Source organism: Streptomyces sp. NPDC048612 (assembly GCF_043199295.1).
Lineage (GTDB): Bacteria > Actinomycetota > Actinomycetes > Streptomycetales > Streptomycetaceae > Streptomyces.
The window spans coordinates 345157-370975 of sequence record NZ_JBICVV010000002.1 but is presented as its reverse complement, the minus strand read 5'-3'; the positions used below and the strand labels follow the sequence as shown (position 1 = coordinate 370975).

At 70.9% G+C, this 25819-nt stretch carries 23 protein-coding genes; 15 read left to right on the top strand and 8 right to left on the bottom strand.

From position 1 onward, the window contains the following. Positions 1-596: 596 nt before the first annotated feature. Together ACGFN2_RS04895 and ACGFN2_RS04890 are read right to left on the bottom strand one after the other, a co-directional pair. Complete coding sequence (locus ACGFN2_RS04895) at positions 597-2123, bottom strand: ATP-binding protein (protein WP_393357576.1); 1527 nt, start codon at positions 2121-2123, stop codon at positions 597-599. Between the two features lie 7 nt (positions 2124-2130). Beyond that, positions 2131-2817, bottom strand: coding sequence for a response regulator transcription factor (locus tag ACGFN2_RS04890; RefSeq protein ID WP_362603755.1), 687 nt, complete (start codon positions 2815-2817; stop codon positions 2131-2133). 132 nt (positions 2818-2949) lie between these two features. On the opposite strand from ACGFN2_RS04890, the gene ACGFN2_RS04885 reads away from it, so the two are divergent. From ACGFN2_RS04885 to ACGFN2_RS04860, 6 genes are all read left to right on the top strand, one after another. Further along, the gene (locus ACGFN2_RS04885) at positions 2950-3579 is read left to right on the top strand and encodes a hypothetical protein (RefSeq protein ID WP_393357574.1); all 630 of its coding nucleotides are present in this window, start codon (positions 2950-2952) and stop codon (positions 3577-3579) included. Further along, positions 3576-4661: a peptidoglycan-binding protein gene (locus ACGFN2_RS04880; RefSeq protein ID WP_393357572.1), complete on the top strand. Its 1086-nt coding sequence runs from the start codon at positions 3576-3578 to the stop codon at positions 4659-4661. Before ACGFN2_RS04885 ends, ACGFN2_RS04880 begins: the two co-directional genes overlap by 4 nt. Then, positions 4658-5386: an ABC transporter ATP-binding protein gene (locus tag ACGFN2_RS04875; protein WP_362603750.1), complete on the top strand. Its 729-nt coding sequence runs from the start codon at positions 4658-4660 to the stop codon at positions 5384-5386. Before ACGFN2_RS04880 ends, ACGFN2_RS04875 begins: the two co-directional genes overlap by 4 nt. Beyond that, positions 5383-6579: an ABC transporter permease gene (locus tag ACGFN2_RS04870; protein ID WP_393357570.1), complete on the top strand. Its 1197-nt coding sequence runs from the start codon at positions 5383-5385 to the stop codon at positions 6577-6579. The genes ACGFN2_RS04875 and ACGFN2_RS04870 overlap by 4 nt, the downstream gene beginning before the upstream one ends. A 591-nt stretch (positions 6580-7170) precedes the next feature. Continuing rightward, complete coding sequence (locus tag ACGFN2_RS04865; RefSeq protein WP_393357568.1) at positions 7171-9120, top strand: ABC transporter ATP-binding protein; 1950 nt, start codon at positions 7171-7173, stop codon at positions 9118-9120. Between the two features lie 186 nt (positions 9121-9306). Continuing rightward, a complete protein-coding gene (locus ACGFN2_RS04860; protein ID WP_362603746.1) occupies positions 9307-10965 on the top strand; it encodes an APC family permease in 1659 nt (552 codons plus the stop codon). A gap of 4 nt (positions 10966-10969) precedes the next feature. Here ACGFN2_RS04860 and ACGFN2_RS04855 read toward each other — a convergent pair whose 3' ends face one another. Then, positions 10970-11785 (bottom strand): helix-turn-helix domain-containing protein, encoded by an 816-nt coding sequence (locus ACGFN2_RS04855; RefSeq protein WP_393357565.1) that lies wholly within the window; start codon positions 11783-11785, stop codon positions 10970-10972. 132 nt (positions 11786-11917) lie between these two features. On the opposite strand from ACGFN2_RS04855, the gene ACGFN2_RS04850 reads away from it, so the two are divergent. Further along, complete coding sequence (locus ACGFN2_RS04850) at positions 11918-12367, top strand: hypothetical protein (protein ID WP_393357563.1); 450 nt, start codon at positions 11918-11920, stop codon at positions 12365-12367. 37 nt (positions 12368-12404) lie between these two features. On the opposite strand, the gene ACGFN2_RS04845 is transcribed toward ACGFN2_RS04850, so the two are convergent. Continuing rightward, positions 12405-14435 (bottom strand): TerD family protein, encoded by a 2031-nt coding sequence (locus tag ACGFN2_RS04845; protein ID WP_393357561.1) that lies wholly within the window; start codon positions 14433-14435, stop codon positions 12405-12407. 336 nt (positions 14436-14771) lie between these two features. On the opposite strand from ACGFN2_RS04845, the gene ACGFN2_RS04840 reads away from it, so the two are divergent. Next, positions 14772-15101 (top strand): SHOCT domain-containing protein, encoded by a 330-nt coding sequence (locus tag ACGFN2_RS04840; RefSeq protein WP_393357559.1) that lies wholly within the window; start codon positions 14772-14774, stop codon positions 15099-15101. Between the two features lie 285 nt (positions 15102-15386). On the opposite strand, the gene ACGFN2_RS04835 is transcribed toward ACGFN2_RS04840, so the two are convergent. The 3 genes from ACGFN2_RS04835 to ACGFN2_RS04825 all read right to left on the bottom strand — a co-directional run bounded on the left by ACGFN2_RS04835 (position 15387) and on the right by ACGFN2_RS04825 (position 17106). After that, on the bottom strand, positions 15387-16082 hold the full coding sequence (locus ACGFN2_RS04835) for a DUF305 domain-containing protein (RefSeq protein WP_393357999.1): 696 nt from the start codon (positions 16080-16082) through the stop codon (positions 15387-15389). Between the two features lie 159 nt (positions 16083-16241). Continuing rightward, the gene (locus ACGFN2_RS04830) at positions 16242-16637 is read right to left on the bottom strand and encodes a DUF6153 family protein (RefSeq protein ID WP_362603736.1); all 396 of its coding nucleotides are present in this window, start codon (positions 16635-16637) and stop codon (positions 16242-16244) included. A gap of 115 nt (positions 16638-16752) precedes the next feature. Further along, entirely contained in the window at positions 16753-17106 is a 354-nt protein-coding gene (locus ACGFN2_RS04825) for a hypothetical protein (RefSeq protein ID WP_393357557.1), read from the bottom strand. A 474-nt stretch (positions 17107-17580) separates the two neighbouring features. Here ACGFN2_RS04825 and ACGFN2_RS04820 point away from each other — a divergent pair, with 474 nt between their 5' ends. Next, positions 17581-18900 carry a VanZ family protein gene (locus ACGFN2_RS04820; RefSeq protein WP_393357555.1) on the top strand — a complete coding sequence of 440 codons (1320 nt, stop codon included), beginning with the start codon at positions 17581-17583 and terminating at the stop codon, positions 18898-18900. A 115-nt stretch (positions 18901-19015) separates the two neighbouring features. Here the strand turns inward: ACGFN2_RS04820 and ACGFN2_RS04815 are convergent, their stop codons facing one another. Beyond that, entirely contained in the window at positions 19016-19633 is a 618-nt protein-coding gene (locus tag ACGFN2_RS04815) for a TetR/AcrR family transcriptional regulator (protein WP_362603733.1), read from the bottom strand. 133 nt (positions 19634-19766) lie between these two features. On the opposite strand from ACGFN2_RS04815, the gene ACGFN2_RS04810 reads away from it, so the two are divergent. The 6 genes from ACGFN2_RS04810 (at position 19767) to ACGFN2_RS04785 (ending at position 25782) form a co-directional block, all read left to right on the top strand. After that, positions 19767-20183 carry a DUF1707 domain-containing protein gene (locus ACGFN2_RS04810; RefSeq protein ID WP_393357553.1) on the top strand — a complete coding sequence of 139 codons (417 nt, stop codon included), beginning with the start codon at positions 19767-19769 and terminating at the stop codon, positions 20181-20183. A 279-nt stretch (positions 20184-20462) separates the two neighbouring features. Next, positions 20463-20915, top strand: coding sequence for a hypothetical protein (locus ACGFN2_RS04805; protein WP_393357551.1), 453 nt, complete (start codon positions 20463-20465; stop codon positions 20913-20915). Between the two features lie 57 nt (positions 20916-20972). After that, a complete protein-coding gene (locus ACGFN2_RS04800) occupies positions 20973-22112 on the top strand; it encodes a hypothetical protein (protein WP_393357549.1) in 1140 nt (379 codons plus the stop codon). A gap of 548 nt (positions 22113-22660) precedes the next feature. Beyond that, a complete protein-coding gene (locus ACGFN2_RS04795; RefSeq protein ID WP_393357547.1) occupies positions 22661-23581 on the top strand; it encodes a LysR family transcriptional regulator in 921 nt (306 codons plus the stop codon). A gap of 138 nt (positions 23582-23719) precedes the next feature. Beyond that, on the top strand, positions 23720-24811 hold the full coding sequence (locus ACGFN2_RS04790; protein ID WP_393357545.1) for a hypothetical protein: 1092 nt from the start codon (positions 23720-23722) through the stop codon (positions 24809-24811). Next, a complete protein-coding gene (locus tag ACGFN2_RS04785) occupies positions 24808-25782 on the top strand; it encodes a DMT family transporter (RefSeq protein ID WP_393357543.1) in 975 nt (324 codons plus the stop codon). The genes ACGFN2_RS04790 and ACGFN2_RS04785 overlap by 4 nt, the downstream gene beginning before the upstream one ends. Positions 25783-25819 lie beyond the last annotated feature (37 nt).

The window sequence follows — 25819 nt, the reverse complement described above, 5'->3', positions numbered from 1 at the left end:
CCCGACCCGCGGTACGTGGCCGCCGCGTTCGCCGCCCAGCGGCGCATCCCCCGCCTGGACGCCGGCGGCGGCGTCGGTGGTGCGCGGCCCGGTACCCGTAGGGACTCAGCGCGACAGGAACTGCTGGCACTGGTACGGCCCGGCGCGTCCGTCGCCGCCGACGAGGGTCACCTGGACCTTGTCCGGGCGGGTGCCGTGGAGGAGGACCTCGGCCCGGGCGAAGGTGCAGACCAGCTGGCCGGTGCTCTGGTCCTGAGGGGAGCCGGAGGTGTACTCGGGAGCGCGGATGGTGACATGGCCCTGGTGCGAGGTGATGCTGAGGCGCGTGTCGGAGGGCACGAACGTGGCCAGTCCGTCGGCCCGTTCCTCCGCGCTCGGTCCGACGAGCAACAGCTTGTAGGCGGCCATGAAGGTCTCGACCTTGATGCCGGGCCGCGACACCCCTCGCAGTCCGCGGTCGGAGGCGAAGTAGATCCGCATGGTGTCCGAGATCCCGGAGGGCGCGGTGCCGCCGGAGATGACGCCGGTGGGACGGATGCCGCAGCCCGCGGTGAGGAGCACGAGCACACAGCAGGTGAGGGCGGTGCGGGGGCGCTTCATGAGGCGGGTTCCGTACGGAGGGGTATCTGGAGGGTGAAGACGGCGCCGACGCCCGGCGCCGGGGGCGCGAGTGCGATGGTGCCGCCGTGCAGCCGGGCGTTCTCCAGGGCGATGGCCATGCCCAGGCCGCTGCCTTCCGAGCGGCTGCGGGCGCTGTCGGCCTTGTAGAAGCGGTCGAAGACATGGCGGGCGACCTCGGGGGCCAGCCCCGGTCCGTGGTCGGCGACCTCGACGGTCAGCCGGTCGTCGACCGCCCGTACGGTGACCGTCACCGGCGGCGCACCGTGCCGCAGCGCGTTGCCGACGAGATTGGCGACGATCACGTCGAGCCGGCGGCGGTCGAGCCGGGCCCGTATGCCCGGCGGGAGATCGGCGTCGACCCGGTCGGTCCAGCCACGGGCCGCGAGCGTGCCGCGCACCGCCTCGGCCATGTCCACCGAGTGCACCGTGAGCGCCACCGCGCGGGCGTCGAAGCGGGATATCTCGATGAGGTCGTCGACGAGCCGGGTCAGCTTGGCCGTCTCGGCGCTGACCGTGCGGGCCGCGTGCGCGGTGTCGGGGGTGAGCTGGTCGGCGTCCTCCTCCAGGACGCTGGAGACGATGGTCATGGCGGCGAGCGGGGTACGCAGCTCATGGGAGACATCGGCGACGAAACGGCGGGCCAGCGCCTCCTGTTCGCGCAGCTCGCCGACGCTGTGCTCCAGCGCACCGGCCGTCTCGTTGAACGTGTGGGCGAGTTCCGCCAGTTCGTCGCGGCCCTTCTCCTCGACCCGGATGCTCAGCTCGCCGGTGGCCAGCCGGCGGGTGGCCCGTGCCAGCTTGCGGACCGGCCGCAGGACCGTACGGGCCGCGAGCAGCGCCAGGACGGCGGCCAGCAGCACCACGGGCAGCAGACCGCTCTGCACACTGCGGACCAGATCGGCGGTGTCGCGCTCCTCGTCCGCCAGGGAGACCACCGCGAATATCTCGACGCCGGACGGCTGCCCGGAGCCGCCGGCCCGGCCCGCGGAGTCCAGCAGGACCGGGGCGCCCAGGGCCAGCCAGGGCTTCCCGCCGTGCTCCACCCGCTGGAGCGAGACCTGGGTGCGGGTGCGCACGGTCGCGCGCAGTTCGGCGGTGATCCGGCTGCGGTCCGCCGACGGGTCGGAGGAGGCGGTGTAGTCGCGGTACTGGGCGACGACCAGCGCGCCGCGCAGGCCGGACGAGACATCGGTGGCGAACCGGGCCATGGAGCGGGGATCGGTCGGGACATCCAGCTCCGCCGCGAGGGTGTTGACGCGGTTGCGGAAGTCCTCGACGGCGGCGTTCTGGGCCCGCTTGAGCACCGCGTCACGGGATTCGCGGTAGGCCAGTGCCGTGGCGGTGACGGCGCTGATCAGGGCGACCACGACGACGGTGACGATCAGCCGGCCGCGGAGCCCGTCGAGGCGCGGGAGCCGCAGACGGGCCCGCGGTCCGGTCCGTGCGGCCGACGGCGGAGCGGACGGCGCCGCGGTCTCCGTGCTCCCTTCCGTGGTGCTCATGGCGCGCTCACAGCGGCCCGAAGCGGTAGCCGAAGCCGCGTACCGTCTGGATGTAGCGCGGCCTGGCGGGCAGGTCCTCCAGCTTGGCGCGCAGCCGCCCGACCGCCGCGTCCACCAGCCGGGAGTCGCCCAGGAAGTCGTGCTCCCAGACGAGTTCGAGGAGCTGTTCGCGGCTGAAGACCCGGCCGGGGGAGGCCGACAGCTCCAGCAGCAGCCGCAGCTCCGTGGGCGGCAGGGGGAGGGGCTCGCCGCGCTTGGTGACGGTCAGGCCGGCCCGGTCGACGACGAGCCCGTCGAAGTCGTCGGTGTCCGTGCGGGTGACCGGCCCCGCCCGCCGCAGCGCCGCCCGGATGCGGGCCTCCAGCACCCGGCCGGTGATCGGCTTGACCACGTAGTCGTCGGCGCCCGCCTCCAGGCCGCTGACCACGTCCAGGTCGTCGCCGCGCGAGGTGAGCATGATGATCGGCAGCTGTCCCCGGCCACGGATGCGGCGGCAGACCTCGAAGCCGTCGATACCCGGCAGCATCAGGTCGACCACCGCGATCTCGATGCCGCCGCCGCGCGGCCGGGACAGCAGCTCCAGGCCCGCCTCACCGGTGGCGACGGCGTCGACCTCGTGGCCGTGCCGACGCAGCACCAGCTCCATTCCGTCCCGTACGGACGTGTCGTCCTCGATCAACAGCACATGCGGCATGAGGCGATTATGGGCGAGGGTTTCCGCAGCTCAGGAGTTATCCACAGGGCGAAGGCGGGGGCCGGCGGCATTGTTACGTTCTCATCATGCGGCCATGGAGCGGCCACCAATTCCCGGCCCGACATTGTCGGCATGACGCAGAAGACACGTTCCCGTGCCGCGCGCCTCGCGCTGCTGGCCGCCGTCCCCGCCCTCGTCCTGACCACGGCCTGCGGCGGTGCCGCCGAGTCGTCCGACGACGGGGTCGCCTCCGTCAGCGACGCGCCCTCCACCGGCCGCACCAAGGACGCCGGCGACGCGTCCCGGTCCGGTGGGGCCCAGGGCAAGAGCGCCTTCTACGACGCACAGATGAAGTTCGTCCAGTGCATGCGCAAGAAGATCACCAAGGACTACCCCGACCCGAAGCTGAGCGGCCATCTCGACTGGACGAAGATCAACGAACTCCAGGAGCAGCGGGGCAGCGACGACGTCGCCAAGGCCGGCCGGGGCGGCGCCTGCAAGAACGAGATGCAGAAGGCCATGAGCCTGGAGCCGCCCCGCGACACCCAGAAGGACTACGAGTCGATGCTCGCGCACGCCAAGTGCATGCGCGCCCATGGCGTATCGAAGTTCACCAACCCGCGGCTGCAGGACGGCAATGTGATCCCCGGCGGTGACCCGAACCCCGCCTCGCCCGAGATCGCGCAGGACTCGCCCGCCTACAAGCAGGCCGAACAGGCCTGCAAGGACAAGCTCCTGGACGGCCTGGACGGCATGCAGTGAGCCCGTCGGGAAAGCGCCGCCGGGGCCTGGTCGCCCTGGCGGCGGCGGTCACCGCGACCGCGGCGACCGCCGGTGTCATGATCCTCACCGGCCCCGGGGAGGACGCCTCGGCCGGGAAGCCGAAGGGGCCGCCCACCACGACCGAGATCACCCGCACCGACCTCGTGCAGAGCACGACCGTCGACGGGCGGCTGGACTACGCACAGCGGCGGGCGGTGAAGTCCCCCGTGGACGGCACGGTGACCAAGGCCGCCGAAGCGGGGAAGACCGTCTCGCTCGGGCAGCGGCTGTACGAGCGCGACGCCCGGCCGGTGACGCTCCTCTACGGTGCGACCCCGATGTTCCGCACGATGAAGGCCGGCGCCCGCGGCCCGGACGTCCTCCAACTGGAGCGCAACCTCCGCGACCTGGGCTTCGGGGCGGGCCTGTACGTGGACGCCCGCTTCGACGGGGCGACCGGGGCCGCCGTCAGGCAGTGGCAGAAGTCCCTGGACATGACCGCCGACGGCGAGGTCGGCCAGGGGGACGTCGTCTTCCAGCGCGGCCCGGTCCGGGTGGTGTCCGCCGACGCCGCCCTCGCCGACAGCGTCGGCCCGGACAGCAAGGTCCTGACGGTCGCCTCCACCAGGCCCGTCGTACGGGCCTCGCTCGACCAGGCCGACCGGGCACTGGCCGCCAACGGCACCAGGGTGGAGATCGCGCTGCCCGGCGGAGGCACCCGGCACGGCAGGGTCAGCGGTGTCGCGGCCCCCGAGGACGCCGAGTCCGCCGAGGGCGGGGGTGGCTCGTCCTCGGACGGCATCGACGTGGAGATCACGCTCGACGGCGGCGCCGGGCTCCGGCAGGAGGACCGGCAGGCCACCCTGAGCGTGAAGTTCGTCAGCGAGAGCCGCAAGGACGTCCTGACGGTTCCGGTCGAGGCGGTCGTCGCGCTGCGCGAGGGCGGCTACGGGCTGGAACTCGTACAGGGCGCCAGGACCCGCATGGTGGCGGTCGAGACCGGTCTGACGGCCGACGGCCGGATCGAGGTCAGCGGGTCCGGGCTGGCCGAGGGCATGACGGTCGGAGCGGCCGAGCAATGACCCCACCCGTGATCGAACTGCGGGCGGCCACCAAGTCCTACCCGGGCGGGGTGCACGCCCTGCGGGGTGTGGACCTGCGGGTGGAGCGCGGCGAACTGGCCGCCATCGTCGGCCCGTCCGGCTCCGGCAAGTCCACCCTGCTCAACCTCCTCGGCACCCTCGACCGGGCCACCTCGGGCGAGGTCCGGGTGGCCGGATACGACGTGAACCGGCTGTCCGACGCCCAGCTCTCCGCGCTGCGCGCCCGCCACATCGGCTTCGTCTTCCAGCACTTCCACCTCGCCCCCGGCCGCAGCGCCCAGGACAACGTCGCCGACGGACTGCTGTACGGCGGCGCGGCGCTGCGCGAGCGCCGCGCACGGGCCCGTACGGCCCTGGAGGAGGTCGGGCTCGGGCACCGCACCGGCCACCTCGCCCACCAGCTCTCGGGCGGCGAGAAGCAGCGGGTGGCCATCGCCCGCGCGCTGGTCGGCGACCCCGACCTGCTGCTCGCCGACGAACCGACCGGCGCGCTGGACACCGCCTCCGGCGCCCTGGTCATGAACCTCATCCGCGAGCTGCACGCGGCCGGCACGACCGTCTGTGTCATCACCCACGACCAGGAGATCGCCGCCGCGCTGCCCCGCCGCATCCGCTTCCGCGACGGCGAGATCGTCGACGACTCCGGTGCCGCTCCGGCCGCACCCGGCTCCCCTGTGGAGCCCGCCGAGGAGGTGTCCCCATGAGCGGCCCCGCGCTCCGCCCGGCCCGGCTCTCCCCGGCCGACGTACTGCGGGTCGGCGCCGAGGGCCTGCGCAGCCGCCGCGCCCGGGTCGTGCTGTCCGCCCTCGGCATCGCGATCGGCATCGCCACGATGGTCGCGGTCGTCGGGCTGTCCACCTCCAGCCGCGCCGACCTCATGAACCGGCTCGACCGGCTCGGCACCAATCTGCTCACCGCCGAGGCGGGTGAGGACCCCATGGGCGGCGCCGTCAAGCTCCCCAAGAACGCGGTGGCGATGGTCGAGCGGATCGGCCCGGTCCAGCACGCCACGGCCACCGGCGCGGTCGACGCCCGGGTGCGGCGCAGCGACGCCGTACCGGAGGAGAGGGCGGCCGGCGTCACGGTCCAGGCCGCCCGCACCGACCTGCTCGCCGCGCTCAATGCCCGTATCGGCCAGGGCAGCTGGCTGAACCGCGCCAGTGAGCGGCTGCCCACCGTCGTGCTGGGCTCGGTCGCCGCCGACCGTCTCGGCGTCTCCGGGCCCGGCGGCAAGATCCTCCTGGACGACCGCTGGTACGTGGTCACCGGCATCCTCGCGCCCGTCGAGCTGGTGCCGAACCTGGACCGCACGGCCCTGGTCGGATACCCCTCCGCCGAGCGCTACTTGGGCTTCGACGGCCACCCGACCATGCTCTTCGAGCGCTCCACGGACGCCTCGGTGGAGGCGGTCCAGGGGGTGCTGGCCCGTACGGTCAACCCGGGCGACGAGGGTTCGGTGAAGGTCTCCCGCCCCTCCGACGCCCTCGCGGCCAAGGCGGCCACCGACGAGGGGCTGACCTCGCTGATGCTCGGCCTGGGGGCGGTCGCGCTGCTGGTCGGCGGCGTGGGCGTGGCCAACACGATGGTGATCTCCGTACTGGAGCGCCGTCAGGAGATCGGGCTGCGCCGTGCTCTGGGCGCGACGCGCGGCGCGGTCCGGAGGCAATTCCTCACCGAGTCGCTGCTGTTGTCGGCGCTCGGCGGGCTGGCGGGCGCGGCCCTGGGCGCCGCCGCCACCGTCGCCTTCGCCCGCGCCCAGGGGTGGACCGCCGTCGTCCCGCCCTGGTCACTGGCCGGCGGGCTGGGCGCCACCCTGGTGATCGGGGTCGTCGCCGGCCTCTATCCGGCCGTACGGGCCTCCCGGCTGCATCCGACGGTGGCGCTCAGCGCGACCTGACCCCGGGCGACGGTGCCGTCCGGCGGCGCTCGTACGGGCCCGTGCGGCCCCTGCGGGCGCCGCCGCGGGGTAGTCCGGACCGGCCCGGCCGCGCTCCCGTTCTGTGGCATCCGGAGAGTGACGATTCACCACTCTTTGAGTTGTTTGCGAAGAAACTTGGTCTATATCTGAAATTTCACGCATTCCGCCTTGTTGGAGACAGGTGAGCGTCGTAGCTTGGGAGTTGTCGTACTGGTAACGGTTCGATAAAGAACACGCAACGAGGAGGCGAGTATGAGCTTCCGCAATGTCTTCCCCAGAAGGCGTAGGCACGACGACGATTACGACCACGACCACGGCCGCCGTCGGCGTCGCAGGAGGCGTGGACGCAGGTATCTGCGCAGGCGTCGTCGCCACTGACTCGAAAACCTGAGTCCGAGGCAGGCTCGCGTTCCGCGCGGGTCCGCCTCGTTGGTTTGAGGGGCCACCTGTGGCCCCGGCCATCCGCCCGAGCAGCGACGATATGACGTAGCGACCATGCACCTTCGCAGCTCGCGCCGGCGCGCGGAGCGCCGTGCGGCGTCGCCTCAACAAGGCCCGCAAGCACCGCCCGTGGGGCCCGGCTCGTCCGTCTCGCACGAGCCCGCCGCCCCGTCCCCGCTCCCCCCGCCCGGCCCACGGCCCACCGCCCCGCCACCCCCGGAACCCGGCGCCGACCGGGTCCTGCGCGCCGGCCTGGTGGCCGACGCCCCGATCGGCACCCGGCGGGTGGGGTTCAAGGAATCGGTACACCGTTTCTGGCCGCTGACCCAGGGCGACCGGCGCTGGATCGTCCTCATCTGTCTCTGCGCCATCGTGGCCGCGCTCGCCGAGACCGTGGCCATCCTGGTCTTCGCCCAACTCACCGACAACGCTCTCCAGAAGGGCTCCGTCAGCGCCTTCTGGTCACCGGCCGCCTTGTGGCTGGGCGTGGCCGTCGCCGGCGGGGTGGTCGGGTACCTGGGCAACTCGCTCGCCGCCTGGACTGCCGAGCGCTTCGTGATGCGGCTGCGCGCCCGGGTCTTCGCCCACCTCCAGAAGCTGCCGCCGCACTTCTTCCAGCGCAACCGCCGCGGCGACCTCGTCGAGCGGATGACCGGCGATGTCGACGCCATCGAGGAACTGGTGGTCAGCGGGCTGGTCCAGGCGGCCACCGCCGTCTTCGGCATCATCTTCTACGCCGGCGCCGCGATCTGGCTGCGCTGGGACATGGCCCTGGTCACCTTCGCCCTCGCCCCGCTCTTCGTGATCGCCACCCGCCGTTTCACCGGCCGGGTCAAGGAGGTCTCCCGCCGGGAGCGCGCGGCCGACGGCGCGATCACCTCGGTGGTCGAGGAAGGGCTGGTCAACGTCGTCCTGACGCAGGCCTACAACCGGCAGTACGACGAGCAGGAACGGCTCCGCCGCGAGGCGCGCAGGTGGTTCCGGGCCTCGGTGACCAGCGCCCGCCTCAACGAGCTGTACGAGCAGATCGTCGAGGTCCTCGAAACCCTCTGTGTCCTGGCGATCATCGGCCTGGGCGCGTGGGAGATCTCCGCGGGGCGGATGACGCTCGGCGAGCTGCTGGCCTTCGCCGCCTTCATCGGCTACCTCTACCCGCCGATCCGCGACCTCGGCCAGCTCGGGCTGACGGTCACCGAGGCGACCGCCGGCTCCGAGCGGCTGCTGGAGATCCTCGATGCCCGCCCCGCCGTCACCGACCCCGACCCCGCCGTCGTCGTCCCCACACCGAGCCGCGCGGTCGGCGCCGTGGAGGCCAGCCGCGTCCACTTCCGCTACCCCGGCGGCCCCACCGAGGTCCTCCAGGACTTCTCGTTCACCGCGGTGCCCGGGGAACTGGTCGTCATCACCGGCCCCAGCGGCGCGGGCAAATCGACGCTCGCCGCCCTGCTGCTGAGGTTCTACGACCCGGACACCGGCAGCATCCGGCTCGACGGCGTCCCCGTGAACCGCATGCCGCTCGCCCGGCTCCGCCGCAACATCACCCTGCTGCCCCAGGAGACCCTCGTCCTGCACGACACCGTCGAGGAGAACATCGCCTGCGGGCGGGACGACGTGACCCACGGCGATGTCGTCCGCGCGGCCCGGGCGGCCGACGCCGAGGTATTCATCGACGCCCTGCCCGACGGCTACGACACCGTCATCGCGCCCGGCACCTCCCGGCTCTCCGGCGGCCAGCTGCAGCGCGTCGCCATCGCGCGGGCCATGCTGCGCGACGCCCCCGTCCTCATCCTCGACGAGCCCACCACCGGCCTGGACACCCTGGCCACCCAGCACATCCTCGCGCCACTACGGCGCCTCGCCGAGGGCCGCACCACCATCGTGATCACCCACGATCTGGACCTCGCCACGGACGCCGACCGCATCCTGGTCCTGGACGAGGGACGCCTGGTGGAGTCCGGCACCCACACCCAACTCCTCGCCCGCCACGGCCTCTACGCCACGCTGTTCCACACCCACCCCCCGTCCCGCAACGGCTCCCCGCACCCCCTCGCCCACCCCCCGGCCACTCACTGGCGGTAACCAGCCGCACGGCCACACGCGCCGACCACCCGCCACCCGCACGGCCCGACGAGGGAACTCGCCGCCCAAGCCGGAACCTGACCGGGACTCCACGCGTTACTCTCCGTATACGGGCGACGCACCGCGCGCCACCAGCGCGAGGTCCGCGCCCCAGGACCTAGATGGCTCGGTGAACCAGGAGCGCGCGTGAGCAAGCCAGCCGTAGCGGGGAATGGGAACGCGGGCGGGACCCGCCATCTGCGCCGGGCGGTCGGGTTCTGGGGGCTGATGTTCCTCTCCCTGGGATCGATCATCGGCTCCGGCTGGCTGCTCGGCGCGCTCACCACCGCCGTCATCGCCGGCCCGGCCTCGCTGATCTCCTGGGTGCTCGCCTCGGCGATGCTCGCCGTGCTCGCCCTGGCCCACGCGGAGCTGGGCGCCACCTACCCGATCGCGGGCGGCACCGCCCGCTTCCCGTTCTTCGCCTTCGGCCCGCTGACCGGCTTCACCGCGGGCTGGATGTCCTGGCTGCGCTCGGTGCTGATCTCACCCATCGAGGTCGAGGCCACCCTCTCGTACCTGGACCGTGTCGGCTGGGTCCACGACCGGGTGGACATGCTCAACCCCAACGGCACCCTCACCACCCCGGGCCTGGTGATCGGGACCGTCCTCATGATGGTCTTCACGCTGATCAACGTCCTCGGGGTGCGGCTGATGTCCGGGATCAACTCGGTCACCGCCGTGTTCAAGACGGCCGTGCCGCTGCTGACCGTCATCGTCCTGATGACGCTGTCCTTCCACAGCTCGAACTTCACCGCGGGCGGCGGCTTCGCCCCGCACGGGGCGCACGGCGTCTTCGCGGCACTGCCCGCCGGGGTGGTGTTCGCGCTGCTGGGCTTCGAACAGGCCATCCAGCTGGCCGGGGAGGCCCGCGACCCGCAGCGCGACATCTCCCGGGCGGTGGTCGTGGCCATGGCCGTCGGCACCGCGCTCTACCTCCTGCTCCAGGTCGCCTTCATCGCCGCCCTGGACCCCGGCGCCCTGTCCCGCAGCTGGGACAACCCCGTGGGAGCGGGCAACTTCGGCCCGTACGCCACCCTGGCGACCGCCGTCGGCGCCGGCTGGCTGGCGACCATCCTCTACGTCGACGCCGTCATCTCCCCGGCCGGCACCGGCCTGGTCTACATGGCGGGCGCCGCGCGGCTCTCCTACGCGATGGGACGCGAGCGGGTGCTGCCCCGGACCCTCACCCAGGTCGGCCGCAGCCGGGTGCCCGTCGTCTCCACCCTCCTCGCCTTCGTCGTCGGCGAGCTCGCCTTCCTGCCGTTCCCCAGCTGGCAGGCGCTGGTCGGCCTGGTCACCTCGGCCGCGGCGATCATGTACGCGTTCGCGCCGGTCTCGCTGCACGCCCTCCGCGTACGCGACGGCGCCCGGAACCGCCCCTACCGGCTCCCGGCCGGACCGGTGCTGGCCCCCATGGGCTTCGTCTTCGCCAACCTGATCTTCTACTGGTCCGGGTACGAGGCGGACTGGAAGCTCGGCATCGCCGCCGCCCTCGGCTTCGTCTTCCTCGCGCTCACCCGCCGCGGCATCCCGGCCGCCGAACGCGCCGGACTCTGCGCCCGGAACGCCCTCTGGGTCTGGCCCTGGCTGGGAGGCATGATCCTCATCGGCCGGTTCGGCCGCTACGGCGGCACCGGCGCGCTCCCCGACTGGTGGGACCTGGTGATCGTGATCGTCTTCAGCCTGGCCGTGCACTACACCGCGGTACGGCTCGCGATGCCCCCCGAGGCGGTCGAGGCGGCCGTCCAGCACGAGGAGGAGGGCGAGTCCGTGCCCCCGCAGCCCGGCACCGCCGGACGCTGACCGGTCACCGCCCGGCGGCCGCCTGGCGCAGCGCCTCCGCGGTGAACTCGTCCAGCGGATAGAAGAGTTCGATCGCCAGCTCCGAGAGCGTCACATCGGCCGGGGCGCCGAACGTGGCCATCGTGCTGAACAGTGACAGTTCACCGCCCGGCACCCGGATGCGGAGCGGCACCTGAATCGGCCCCGGCCGCGCCGCCGGGTCGTCACCGGCCCGGACCGTCTCCGGCTCCGTGGGCACCGGGTAGCGGCACACCTCCTCGTACAGTGCGCGCAGTTGCTCGTCCCCCGTGGTGCGGACCTGGCGCAGCAGCCGCTCCAGGACCAGGGCGCGGACCTCGGTGGCGTTCGCCAGCCGGCCGATCAGCCCGTCCGGGTGCAGCGTCAGCCGGTACACGTTCGGCCGCGGCGTCAGCAGCTGCGGCGGGACGCCCGCCAGGAGCAGGGACATGGCCCCGTTGCCGGTCACCACGTTCCACCAGCGGTCGACCACGACGGCCGGATACGGCTCGTGCGCCGTCAGCATCATGTCGAGCGCGGCCCGGATCTGCGCCATCCCCGCGTCATCGAGACCGCTCTCCTGGTAGGCGGGGGCGTAATCGGCCGCCAGCAACAGGGCGTTGCGCTCCCGCAGCGGCACGTCCAGCGCCTCGGCCAGCCGCAGCACCATCGCCCGGCTCGGACGCGCCCGGCCGGTCTCCACACAGGACAGATGCCGGGTGGAGGTGTCCGCGCGCAGCGCGAGATCGAGCTGACTGTGTCTGCGCCGCAGCCGCCACTCCCGTAACAGGACGCCCACCCGGGCCGACTGATCCACCGTCATCCCCGGAGGATAGCCACCCGCTCATCACCGCGGCCATGACCTCACAGGTCATTGAGTACGTCACCCCCGCGGTGTCACGGTCTACCCCCGGCCGGCGCCACTCAGCTCCCGGCCCCTACGGAGGAGACCCCTATGGCCACGTCAACCACCCCTGCCACTAACACCGTTGGCGCAACAGCTGCCGCCGCATCCACCGCCACCCCGGACCCCCTGCGCACCGCCCTCCGCATCGACAGCTGGAGCACCGCCGCCTTCGGTGTCGTCCTGCTGGCCGCCGGCAGCCCCCTCAGCGGCCCGCTCGGCCTGCCCACCACCTGGTCCGTCCCGTTCGGCATCGCCATGCTCGGTGGCGCCGCCGCCCTCGCTCTCATCGCCGGCTACCCCCGCATCCCCGCCCGTCTCACCCTGACCGTCATCACCGCCAACGCCCTCTCCGCCCTGGCCCTCCTCCTGCTCCCCCTCACCGGCCTCCTGCCCCTGACCACCCTGGGAACCGCCTTCCTCCTCACCGGCGCCGCCGCGGTCGCCGTCTTCGCGGGGCTGGAATACCGGGGGTATCGGGGGGAGCGGGGGACGGGGTAGCCCGGCCGGGGGCACGGACGGGGGCCGGCCCACCGCCTCACGTGGTGGGGGCGGGCCGCCGTTCGAAGGCCGGCAGATGCGCGACCACGTGCGCGTAGAACTGGTCCACCGCCTCGTCGACGCTGCGGATGAACCCGGACGCGGCGCTGCCCCGCGTGGCGCCCATGCCCTTGAACAACGACAGCCGGAAACCCGTGATCGCCGCCCCTCCCTTGGGCAGCAGGTCGGCCGGTTCCGGACGGAGCCGTTCCAGGGTGCCGCGCGGGCCGTTGTCCCCCTCCACCAGGGTTTCGACATGGAGGTCGGCGGGCGCCTTGGCCAGCAGCCGGATCAGGCGTTTCGCGGAGGTGAGCGGGTAACTTCCATCGGGCACGGGGGTGTCGATGGAAGTGCGGAGCTTGCCGGTCCGCAGATCGGCGGTGAGGGCGAGCACCCCGGGCGCACCGTCGACGCGCAGTTCGGCGGACAGCCGCCCCTCGTCGCACAGCCGGTCGGCGAGCACGGTCCGCCGGGCATGCGGATCGGTGCCGCGCCTGCCGCGCTGTACGGGCAGCGCCTTCTGGCCCAGCTCCCCGCCCAGCCGCAGACAGACCTGCCGGATCAGCCGCTCCCAGCTCTCCACGACCTCCACCGCCCGCTCGTCACCCCGGCAGAGGGTCTCCGTGTCGATGCCGTTGCGCACCGGAACCCAGGCCGGGCCCATGTTCTGGAAGCCGTGGCAGCCGGAGTTCTCGTGCTGGAGGTAGTGCAGAAGCTCCTGGAGCAGCCAGGCGTGGGCGGCGTTGCCGACGCCCTCGTGCCGGATCAGGGTCTGCGCCTGGTAGGTGACCTCGGCCCAGGACAGATGCCACAGCACGACCTTGTGCTTCCGCCGCCCGTCCGTCTTGACCTGCACCAGCGGACGGCCTTCCAGGGCCACGTCGTTGGAGAGCGTGATCACCGCCTCGTAGCCACGACGGGCGGCGATGTCCAGGTAGTTCTGCACCTGCTCGGACCGCAGCGCGTTGCCGTTCGTCTTCGTCTCGACCAGCGCGGTCCACAGCTTTCCCGCGCGCTCCACCCGGATCACCCCGTCCGGGCGCCTGGGACCGTCGCCGTGCGGCAGCGCGACCTCGGTGAACGTCTGCATCCGGCCGGCCGGTGCGCCGAAGCCCGCGGTCAGCCGGCGGCCGAACTCCGGCACCTCGGCCATCACCGACAGCAGCACGGACGTGGCCCGGCCCTCCCGCTCCCGGTCACTCTTGAGCGAGCCCGCGGGAAAGAGCCGTGCGGTCCGCCAACTGTCGTTCTCCGCCAGCGACTTCTTCTCCGCCCTGGGCAGCGTGACCTTCTTCTTGGCGGTGCGCGGCCGCCGCGCACGGGGCACCGTGGCCTCGGCCGACGGCGCCGCCCCCGCCGATGCCGCCTCCGGTACGCCGTCCAGCGCCTCCGCCACCTCGGCCGCGGAAACCGCCTGCCCCGCCGACGCCTGCCCCGTGGTCTCGGTCTGCCCCGCGCCCTCCTCCACGGGCACGTCCTCGTTCGCGTCATCCACATCGATGCCGAAGTCCGTGGCCAGCCCCGCCAGACCGGTCTCGTACCCCTGGCCGATCGCCCGGAACTTCCACTCCTCGCCCCGCCGGTACAGCTCACCGAAGAGAAACGCGCTCTCCGTGCTCGCCCCGGCGATGGTGTAACCCAGCAGCGCCTCGCCCGCGCGATCGGAGAGCGTCAGCCGCAGATCGTCCAGCTCACCGAAGCGGGCGTCACCGTACTGACTGGCCGCCAGCACCGCGCGGTCGACATCGGCGGGCATCGCGGTCAGATCGAGGCTGATCCGGTCCTCACTGCCGCTGCCGGTCGGTGTCTTGCCCAGCAGCTGCACACTGCCGTCCGGGGAGGCGGGGTTGTTGTAGAAGAAGAAGTCGGCATCGCTGCGCACCCTGCCGTCACCGCCCAGGAGCAGTACGGACACATCGGCGTCCCCCGCCCCCGCCGCGCTGCTCCAGCTCAGGCTCACGATCACCGAGCCGGTGTCCTCGCTCAGGGCTGCCAGGCCGATGTTGGCGCCTTTGGTCATCTCGTGCATGCAGTCCCCCCAGACGCGCGGCGGCACTCGGGCACGCCCAGGCAGCCACGACTTGTCGATCCGTGACGCAACGTGTACTCGCTGCGCACGGATTGCACCGTAGCGCTCACAGCGGCCGGACGACGTGGGGATGAACAAGAAAAGAGCTGCCTGACGAGGCGCGACGCCTCCGGCCGCCGGACGCTCCGCAGCCGGCCGGCCCACCCATGGCCGCCCGCCCCGGAACGGGAGACCATGGAAGTGGCGCGGCAGCGCCTGAAGCCATGAGGGCAGGGGACCCGCCGTCACCTGCGGCCACCGGGCCCGCTCCGCGCGCCGCGCGGGAGGTGAGGGCCGATGCTGTGCTGGTACGGCCGCCATGGCGGCGGATGGGCCTGGCTCGCGATGTCGATCAGCCTGTTCCTGTTCCTGGCGCTGCTCTTCGTCATCGCCCTGCTGATCGTCCGTGCCCTGAGCCGCTCGGGCCAGGGCCCCACCGCGCCCCCGGGCACCCGCCCAGGCCCCGGCCCAGGCCCAGGCACCGGTCCTGGACCGGGCGCCGGCCCTGGCGCCGAGCAGATCCTCGCGGAGCGCTACGCCCGCGGGGAGATCGACGAAGAGGAGTACCGCCGACGCCTCGCCACCCTCCGCGGCGCCCCGCCGGGCGGGCCGTCACCGTCGCCGTAAGGGGTGGGCTCGATGCCTGACCGCTGTCCGCCGTCTCCTGGAAGGCTCGACGGACAACGGTCAGGCGGGTGAGGCCGTCAGGTGGGCGAGCGGGCTGCGACCGCCCGAAGGCGGCGCCCACCCATCACCCATCACCTACCACCCGGCAGCAAGGCTTACGGCTGATGGCTACGGTTCCCCGCCAATCGCTACGGCTTACCGCCGACGGCGAGGCCCATCAGCAGCCGGGGCCGGGGCCGGGCGCTGGCCACGCTCGCATGGAGCCACCTGTGTGGGGCCACCCCCTCACCCCTCACCCAGCAACCGCTTCATCCGCGCGATCTCCGCCTCCTGGGCCTTGATGACGGCGTCGGCGAGCGTCTTCGCGGGCCCGTAGGCACCCTTCTCCTTCTCCACGCCCGCCATCTTCACCGCGCCCCGGTGGTGCCCGACCATCATCTCCATGAAGGACCGGTCGAATCCCTTACCCGACTTCTCCTTCAGCGCGGCCATCTCTTCCGCGCCCATCATCCCGGGCATGGCCGAGTGCTCCATGCCGGGCATGCTGCTGTGGGAGGAGTGCTCCGACCGGTCGGAGGGGTGCGACGGACCGGAGTGGTCCATGCCCGCCATCTCCTCGGGGACCTGCTCGCCCCAGGCCCTCAGCCACCCGGACAGCGTCGTGATCTCCGGGTCCTGCGCCTTCTTGATCTTGGCGGCGAGCTCCTTCACCTGGCTCGACGAGGCGCGGGTGGCAGCCAGTTCGGCCATCTCCACGGCCTGCCGGTGGTGCGGAATCATCCCCTTCGCGAACGCCACATCGGCCGCGTTGTGCGCCCCGGCCGGCGCCGAGGCACCGGCCGACGAGCCGGCCTCCGACGGCGAACGGCCATCGGACCGGCTCTCACTGTCCTTGCCGCCACAAGCGGCCAGCGCCACCGCGGAAACGGCGGCCACGGCCCCCAACGCGAGGCGGCGCGCGACCGGACGGACGGACTCCACGGACTTGACGGACTCCACGGACTTGGTGGACTCCGTGGACTTCATGGACTGGACGGAAGTCATGGACTTCATGGGTGAACTCCTGGAATGCAGCGGTATCAGGGCGTGCCGAGCGGCGGCACCGCGCCCTTGAGCGGGCGTCCGTGCCGTCGGGTGCTCCTAGATCCGCAGCAGTTGGAGTTCTGCCAGAGAGGGCGGCGCCCGCCCGCCGTCCCGTTTGCTGGGTTCGCCCACGCCTGCCGCACCGGCGGGCTGTACGGGGCAGTCGAGGGAGGGGACGAGCGCCGGTACCGCGGGCGGCCCGTGCAGCGCGGCGGACGCGCAGGCCGCGTCCGCGTGATGCAGATGCCCACTGCCGCCGCAGTCACCGTCCCCTGGACAGTGCGCCTGTACGCCGGCCACCACGGCCATACGGTGCTCATGCCCGGTGGGCGCCATCGCGCCCCCGGGACCGAGCCCGTGCATACCCAACAGGCCCGCCAGCAGCCCGAGCACACACAGCACACGCCACCGCCGGGCGGCGGGCCGTGCCGATACGTACGGGCTGCTGGACATCACCCCCTCATGCTAGGCAGTCGCCCGACCCCACCAACGAGCGCCTCCGGCCGATCCCGCTCCTCCGACCGATCCCGCTCCTCCGACCGAGCCGGCCCTCCCGGGACGGAAGCGCTCAGATACGACGAACCCGCGCGGCGATCCCATGCCCCAGCAGCAGGTAAAGCCCCGCAGGCAGACCGTAATTGAGGAAAACCCGCACCCCTTCGGCGTCCATGGTGAAGATGTCCTGCGACCACCAGGCGAGCACGTCGGCCACTCCATGGACGAATGCGACGAAGACATTTCCCTGGTTCGCTTCGAGCAGGTAGAGCAGTATCCAGAGCCCAAGGAATCCGGCGGCCACATCCCCGATCGTGTGAATGATCAGTGCAGTCCGATGCGCACCGACACCGGACCGGTTGTGGTCATAGGCGCCAAAGCCGTCATACGAGTTGTTTGTGGGCATGGGTTCGTGGGTGTTATTCATGCCTCCCTGATAGCCCACCCCCACCCCCCGAAACCGCGCTCACGCCTCCGATTGGATAACCACTCCGCAACATCGGCGACCACTCGCTTTCTCCCCCTCGGTGCACCCCCCTCCCGTGCGTGGCCGTAACGGCCCGCCGCCGTGACGACGGGCGGCAGCCGAGGAGTCAGCGAAAGCCGCTTCGGCTCCACACCGGAAATGTCCTCATCTATCGGCTCACCGCCCGGAATCACTTGTCCAGTCGATCACTGCCACATAAGATCATCTTGCGGTCAAGTGTCGCTGCGGTGCTTGCCGAGCACGGAGAATCCGGCACGTCGATCTGACCGTCGAACTGCCGGGAAAAAGGGGGATGTGCGTGATTTCTTTTCACGGAAGATGCTTCGAGGCATCGTTGTCGGCGGGGCATTGAGGGATGGAAACACCCTGGGCGAGCACCTTCGCTGAGCAGCTCCTATCCCGCCCTCTTGAAAGATGGACCTGGTGATTGAAGCATCTATCAGAGCCCTGCCCGGCCTGATCCCGGCACTTCTCGTCGTCACGCTCCTGCTGGGTGTTCCGGCGGCCGTGATGGCGAAGCTCAGGGGCAGGTCCATAAGCCTGGTGCTGCTGTTCTCGGCGGCCCTGGCCGGTGTGCTCGCCGTGACTCTCATGCCAGGTGGCGGAGGCTCCGGGCAGGCCGGCATCTGCGATGTCGGCCTGCCCCGGTGGGAATTCCTGGATTCCGAGTCGGCTCGGCTCAACGTCCTGCTGTTCGTCCCGGTGAGCTGTCTCGCCGTATTGCTCTTCCGGCGCCCGGTGATGACCCTTGCCGGAATTCTGATGGTGACGTGCGGTATTGAGTGGGTGCAGTCATGGACGGATATGGGCCGTGCGTGCAGCTATGACGACATCAAGGCCAACACGCTGGGGGGCGTCCTGGGTATTGTTGTCGGAACGGCGCTCCTGTGGGTCCACAGGCGCTGTCGTCCCTTCACCCGAAAAGATGCCCTGTGGGGCGTGTGCGTGGGCGCGCTGGGAGGTCTGCTGATCACCGCGGCATTCGCGTTCACTGTCACGCCGGCGAACTCGGAAGAGAAAACACAGCGTCTGCGCGCGAGGATGGGTGACCTGCTCAAGCAGGATGCCTGGCTGAAGCAAACGGTATCCGAGGTGTACGAGAAGGAAGCGAAGATCACCGGGAGTTCCAGTAGAAAGCTGAAGGGCGGGCGTTGGCGCCTGGAAGCCGAAACCTCACGGGGGACCGTCGTCGCTCTCTGGCCGGACCGAAAGCTCGAACGCCTCACTCCGAAGGCGGGAGAAAGCGACACCGGCTCTCTTTCCGTCGCCGAGATGCGCGCGACCGGGGAACAGTTCGCCGAGAAGTGGTTCTCCAGCGAGATAGCACACGCTGAACTCACCGTTACCGCCCTGCACGGCAAGCGGGGCCCGCACATGCTGAGTTACCGCCGCTCGGTGAACGGGGTGATGATGCCGATGAGGCTGGATCTGAGCGTCTCGCCCGCGGGCCGTGTGACGAGCATGGCCGCACGATGCACGAAGGACCCCAAGCTGCCGAAGGCCGCCGTCACCGAGGCCGCTGCGAAGAAGCAAGCGGAACGTGGCGCCGGTCACTCCGTCGCGAAGCCGGGCACGCTTCTCGCACAGCGCGTCGACCAGGCCTGGCGGCCGGTATGGAGGGTTGGCATGTCCCCGGGCCCCGGGCAACGGGCCGACTCCACGGTCTTCATCGATGCCGTCACCGGCGCCCGGGTCACCCCGGAACCCATCCAAGACGGCGACCCACAGAACTGACCCCGGACCGGCACGAGCCGGCAACAAGGTCCCTGGCCACGCCTCTCCGCTCCACACCGCCGACTCATAGGTGCCGACGCCCCGGAACGGACTTCCTGAGGAGAATCGCCGTCCCTCAAGGGCGCGGCGATGGTGATGGCCTGGAAGGCGCCGGAATCAACGCCTCCAGGGCACGGTCCAGCGCGCGCAGGAGCGCCTCCCGCTCACCGGGCGCGTACAGCAGCCGCAGCGCCAGTCCGTCGGCGAGTGCGATCACGGCGTCGGCGAGGGCCCTGCAGTCCGCGGCCGCGTCCGGGCCGCTGCCGTGCCCGGCGGACGCCAGCCAGGCCCCGAGGGCCGTACGGACGTCCTCGTCGACCTGCCGGCGGATCGCGCCGAGGCCGGGATGGTGGGCCGCGCGGGTGGCGAAGGCGAGTTGGGCGGCGGCCTCGGCCCGGCGTTCCGCGTCCACGGGGAGGGTGGTGAGGACGAGTGCGCGGAGCGCCTCGCGTGGCGGGAGGCCGGAGTCGACGGCGGCCATCCGCTCCTCGACGCGCTCGCCGACCAACTCGGCGGCGAACGTGAGCAGCTCGTCCTTGGTACGGAAGTACTTCTGCACGGCCCCCGGCGAGCGGCCGCTCGCGGCGGCCACCGTGCGCACGCTGACCTCGTCCAGCCCCTGCTCGGAGGCGAGGCGCAGGACGGCCCCACCGATCTGCCGCCGCTGTTCGTCACGGTCCACCCTCTTGGGCACGCTCTACGGCTCCTCGCTCCACTGCCCGCCCCGTACTTCGCTGTCAGAATACGCCCGTATTCCTTTTGGGATACAGTCGTATCCCAAAAGTCGGGCGGCCGCGCCACCGCGGCCGAGGTGAAGGGGGACACCGATGCACGATCGACGACTCGATCCCGCCCTGCGGATCGCCGACCGTGAACGCGACACCGCGCTCGACCTGCTGGCCGCCGCACTCGCCGAGGGCCGACTGACCGCGGACGAGCACGCCCAGCGCTCGCGGCAGGCACTCCAGGCACGCACCGGCGAGGAACTCGCCGCGCTGACGCGGGACCTGCCCACACCCGAACCGACCGCACGGGACCGGGACCGCAGGGACCTACGGGAATGGCTCGACGAGTGGCGCTACTGGCTCGGCGGCGCGGTGATCATGTCGGCGATCTGGGGCGCGAACTGCCTCCGCAAGCAGGAGTTGACGCACTACTGGCCGGTGTTGCCGTTGGGCATCTGGGCGGCCGTCCTGATCGCCATCGCGGTGTGGCCGCGCGAGGAGGGGCAAGGCAAGTCATGACGGCATGCGCCACCCCGGCAGATGAACACCTTGCGACTGTCGGAGTGCGGACTGCCGAGGTGCCGTCCCGCGGGCCCGAACGCGACGAAGGTCAAAGTGGATCGGGGCAAGCGGTCGCGAGTTCGCCCCTTCTACCCTCCGCCGGCAGAAGGTCCGGACCGCACGACGTCCCTATTTCATCGCGCGCTCTTTCAATGTCATTCACGAGATTCAGCCAAATGCCTGACTGAAAAGCAGTACCGGCTGGATCGTCAGAAACGCCGGAGGATAGCATGCGGAATGAGCTATGTCTGTGCTATGCCGCGACACCGGGGGTATTTCAAAGTGCAGGGTGAAGAGCGAGATAAGTATGTCGATGAGTCCGAGTTCTCGGAAATCGCCAAGAGCCCAGCGGAAGCGCGAGCCGTAAAAAAGGCATTGGAGATGGTCGCCGGGGGTGGCGCGGGTGACGTACTCAAGGAAATGGCGCAAGAGGTCCTCACGGGCCGTATCGGGCTGCGTGAGGCGTTGAGCGTCTCCGCCTACACCGAGCAGATTGCCGAGCAGTCGGATTCTGTCCGTGACCGCTGGGATGGAATGTCGGAGCGCGAGCGTGATGCGCTGGCCGCCGGCGGGGATCTTCACCTCGAAGAGCTGCAACGAGAAATCGACGAGGAGCGTGCAGAGAAAATGCACCGCAGTTCCCCAAAGGGTACCGTGCCGCGTCACAGTGGCGGTTCCTGGTCGCTGTAATGATGCAGGGGGTCGCGGCCTGGGCATGCATCGAGTGGCATCCATAGTCAACGGGGAATGATGAACTTCAAGGTAGATCCGGACCATATTGCCGGTTTCGGGAAGCTGGTGGGCCGCGCGGCGGATGATATGCGTTCGGCCAGCTCCTATATCGACAACAACACGCAGGTCGGCGGCTCGTTATCGAGCTTCGCTTGGGACATCATCGGCGGAAATCATGACCAGACCGTGGCCGACGCAAAGACGACGATCAAGGGATTTACCGAGATCCTCGATGCCTCGGAGAAGGAGCTGACGCGGTCGGCGAAATACTATCGCGCAACTGACCAAAAGGAAGCGGCCAAGCTCGACGGCACGTATGAGAGTCCCAGCAGCGCCCGCGAGTGGGACGAAGCCGACGCCGACCTCGGCACGGTGAACCCGAGCGATTTTACCGACCGCAGCTCGTCGACCGACCGCCTGAAGTCGACGGATGTCGACGAGAACTATTTTCAGGAGTGGGGAGGTGAGTTCATGCTCAACCCGGTGTCCAAGGCGGGCGGCACCCTCCTGGATTTCGGCAGTCCGACCGGAATCGTCACCGAGGCCCTCAAATTCGCGGGAATCGTCGATGTTTTCGACAAGCCGGTGCAGGCTCTGGGTGGCGACTGGGAAGGGTACCTTAAGGCTTCCGTGGCCTGGGGGAATATTGCGAATTTCTGCGAGGATGTCGCAGATAACATCCAGTGGGGAAATCGATCGCTCGACGAGTCTTGGCACGGGAATGCAGCAGAAACCGCCTGGCGCTATTTTCACGAAATCGGCCAGAAGCTCAAGGGGGCTGCCGAATCCTTTAGGTCGCTGCAGCAGCACTACGACCAAATTGCCCGAATGGTGTACTCCGCCGCCGAGCTCACCAAGGGCGTCATCGTGATGATCTGCGACCTGGCGGTCCAGGCCATTCTCTTCAACATCGCGATGGCCGCCGCGCTAGCCTCGGTCTACGGGTCCGCCGCTGCACCCGTGCTGGAAGCGCTCGCCATGTCACGGGTGATGGCAGCCCTGAAAAAATACACCGAAATGCTGATGATCCTGGAGAAGCTCGTCACGGGTGTCCACGCAGTTATTGGTCTTGTCTTCGCTGCTTCGGCCGGTCTCTGCAGTCAAGTCAAGGATTTCCCCCGGCCTGGCTCCGGATACGACCACCAGGCCGTTTAGGAGAGGATGGAAGAGCCATGTCCTTTGTGCCGGACCACTACCGCCCTCACATCGCCGTGGGAATTTGCGGTATCGCGCTGATGGTTACTGCCTCTGATGTCATCAGCATCAGCAGAGGTGAACCCAGGGTAATGCTCATCGTGATCAACCTTTTCCTTCTCCTTTGTTCGGCCCTCGCCGTGGTGGGGTGGCGCAGGGAACGGCACGGACTGCTCCTTGCGGCGGGCTTGGGGGTAGTCGCTGTGGCCTTCGCTGGTGGCTGGCTCTTCACCCCGTAAAGCCTCCCCTCGATGCAACAACCCCCTTGCGGCGACTGCGGGGCTGGGGCCTTCAGGCCCAAGCGTTGCGTCCGAGTCGCGGGAAGCGGCCCCACGAGCCGAGCGGCTGAGGCGGCACCTCAAGTGCCTGAGCGGCACGGGTTCTCCGCCCCCTTACCCGACCGGAAGCCATCCCGCCCCACCCCAACCATCCCCAGCCCCCCGCCCCACAAAAGCCCAGTTCCCCCAGCCCCGTTGATCTCTCCCAGCGCTGATCGTAAATTCCACTGAATGATTGACTGGGATCTGCGGAAGTTCCGCATGCTGCGGGAGCTGGAGCGGCAGGGGACTGTGACCGCTGCCGCGCAGGCGTTGTCCATGACTCCTTCCGCCGTGTCGCAGGCGCTTGCCGCGCTCGGCCGGCAAGTTGGCGGAGCGGTGGTCGAACCGGTGGGCCGCAGGGTCCGGCTGACCGAGTTGGCGTACATCCTGCTGGAGCACGGGCGTACGGTCTTCGCGCAGCTGGAGCAGGCGGAGGCCCACGTCGAGGCGTACCTCGGGGGTGCGGCGGGCGTCGTCCGGGTGGGCTCCTTCGCCACGGGGGTGGAGACGCTGCTGCTCCCGTCGCTCGACCTGCTGCGGGAGTCGCGTCCCACCCTGCGGGTGGAGATCAGGGAGGCGGAGGCGGCGGACATCTCTTCGCTGCTTGAACAGGGGGACATCGACCTGGGGCTGTCGCTCGCGGCGCATGCGCACACCGATCCCGACGCGAGGTTCACCCACTTCCCGCTGCTGGCCGACCCCCTCGACGTGGCCCTGCCGGCGGGGCACCGGCTCGCCGACAAGACCGGGCTCCGGCTGGCGGACCTGGCGGACGAGCCGTGGGTGTACGGAGCGTCCGGCCCCTGGCGCGAGATCACGCTGGCGGTCTGCGCGACCGCCGGTTTCGTGCCGCGCGCGGCCCATCACGCGGCGGACTGGGGGGTGATCCTGTCCTTGGTGCAGGCGGGGCTGGGGGTGGCGCTGATTCCTCGTCTGGTGGATGTGCGACGGCCCGGTGTGCGGGTGCGCGTCCTGGCGGCCGACCGGCCGCGCAGGCATGTGACCGGCGCGGTGCGCCGGGGCGCCGAAGTGGCACCGCGGCTTCAGGAGGTCGTGCGGTGCCTGCGTGCGGTCGCCGAGGAGCGGCGCAGGCTGCATCCCGCCATGTGAGAGATCGTGCAATTCAACTGAACGATTGGGATGGCTTTATGAGATGGACCTAACGGTTGTGCTCGGTCGAAGCTGAGGGCGTTCCGAACGGACGGGCAGCACCGCCCGCCGCACTCGCCGCACGACCGAGGAGAACCCGTGGCCACCCCTGTCTCGCTGCTGGACCTGGGCGCAGCGCCGCTCGGCAGCGGAGAAACGGACCCCGCCGCGCAGGACGGCTGCACGACGGTCCGCCTGGCCCACGCCGGGGTGGTCCACCGGGTGGCCCTCGATCTGCCGGCGGACGCGGCCGGGTCCCGCGCCGTGGCGACGGCCCAGGGTGCGTCCCTCGCGGCCGTCCACCGGGCGGGCCCGGACGGCGCCGGCACCGCCCGGTGGTCCACGCTGACGCAGGGCGTACGGCTCCGGGACCGTCCCACCGGGGTGCTCGACGTCGTGGCCCCGGAGCGCTGGACCCACGTACGCGTGCTGCTCAGCCCGCCGGAGCCGGTCTCCAGGGTGCGGGTGCTGGGAGAAGTGGTCCCCGCGCCTTCCCTGTTGGAAGGCCGCACCGTCGACGTGCTGGCGCAGGAATCCGGCGCCGTGCTGCTCGACCACTCGGGCGCCCCCTGGGAAGGGCCGGTCCCGTCGACGCCACACCGGACGGGGCCGCAGACGCTCACCGGGGCCGGCGCCTCCGGTACGGGCTGGGAGCCGCCGTCGCCGTCCTGGAGCGGCGGCAACGCCTGGGCCCAATGGCGGCTCGCCGCCCACGCGGTCGTCGAGCACATCGAGGTGGACACCCGCGGGCTGCGCCATCCGCCCGCCGGACAGGCGTCCGTGTCCGCCATGGACGCCACGACCGCGGACGCCCACGCTCCGGACACCTGGTTTCCGCTCCTGGAGGCGGCCGCCCTGCGGCCCGGCAGCCGGCACCGCTTCTCCGTGGGGCGGCCGCGGCCCGCCACCCACATACGGCTGGACCTCTCCGGGCCCGGCGGCCTGGCGCGGCTGCGCCTGTGGGGCCGTCTCACCGGCCACGGCGTCGAGCAGGTGCGGCTGCGGTGGCTCAACACGCTCCCCCACAGCGGCATCGCCGCGCTGCTGCTGCCCCACGGCCTGACGGACCACGCCGTCGAGGCATTCACGACCGCACGCCCCTACCCGACCCTGGACGCCGCCCAGGCCGCGGCCCCTCAGGCCGAACTCTTCGCCCACCCCACCCCGTTCCTCCGAAGGACTGTCGCATGACCACCCTCTCCGCGGAATCCACGTCCGCGTCCGCCGCCTACGAACCCACCGCCGCCCGGCCCCGGCGCCGGTCCCTGATGCCCGCCGCGGGCAAGGGCATGATCCTGGCCACGGTCGCCACCGTCATCTGGTCGGGAAACTTCGTGCTCGCCGACGGCATGGCCCATGCCATCCCGCCCGTCCAACTGGCCTTCTGGCGCTGGGTGATCGCGATGCTGGCCGTAGCGCCCTTCGCGCTACCGCACATCCGCCGCGACTGGCCCGTCGTCCGCCGCCACCTCGGCTTCCTGTCGGTCGTCGCGCTGCTCGGCGTCACGCTCTTCAACACCCTGATCTACACGGCCGGACAGACCAGCCCGGCCACCAACATGGCCCTGATCGCGGCCGCCTCACCTCTGGTGATCATGGTGGGCGCCCGGCTGCTGTGGCGGGAGAAGCCCGGCGCCGCCGGCTGGGCGGGCGCCGCCCTGTCCCTGATCGGCATCGTCGTACTGATCACGAAGGGGTCCCTGGCGATGCTGCTGGGCCTCAGCTTCTCCGCCGGCGACCTGTGGATGGTCGCCGCCATGACCACCTTCGCGGGGTACAGCCTCATGCTCCGCCGCACGCCCCGGGGCATCTCGGGGCTCAGCCTGCTGCTGTCCACCTTCGTGCTCGGCACGGCCTTCCTCACGCCCGCCTACGCCTGGGACGTGACCGCCCACGGCAGCTTCCCGGTCCACACCGGCACGGTCGCCGCCCTGCTCTACGTGGGCGTACTGTCGTCCGCCGTCGCGTACTTCGCCTGGAACAAGGCCATCGCCACGGTCGGTGCCGCCCGCGCCGGCATCGTCTACTACCTCGAACCCGCGATCGTCGCCGTCCTCGCCTACTTCACCCTCGGCGACGGGCTCAACCTCGCCCAGCTGATCAGCATGGGGCTGATCATCATCGGGGTCACGCTCAGCTCCCGCGCCATGCAGCGCACCTGACGGACCGCCGTCACCACGGGCGCCTCACCGCCCGGAC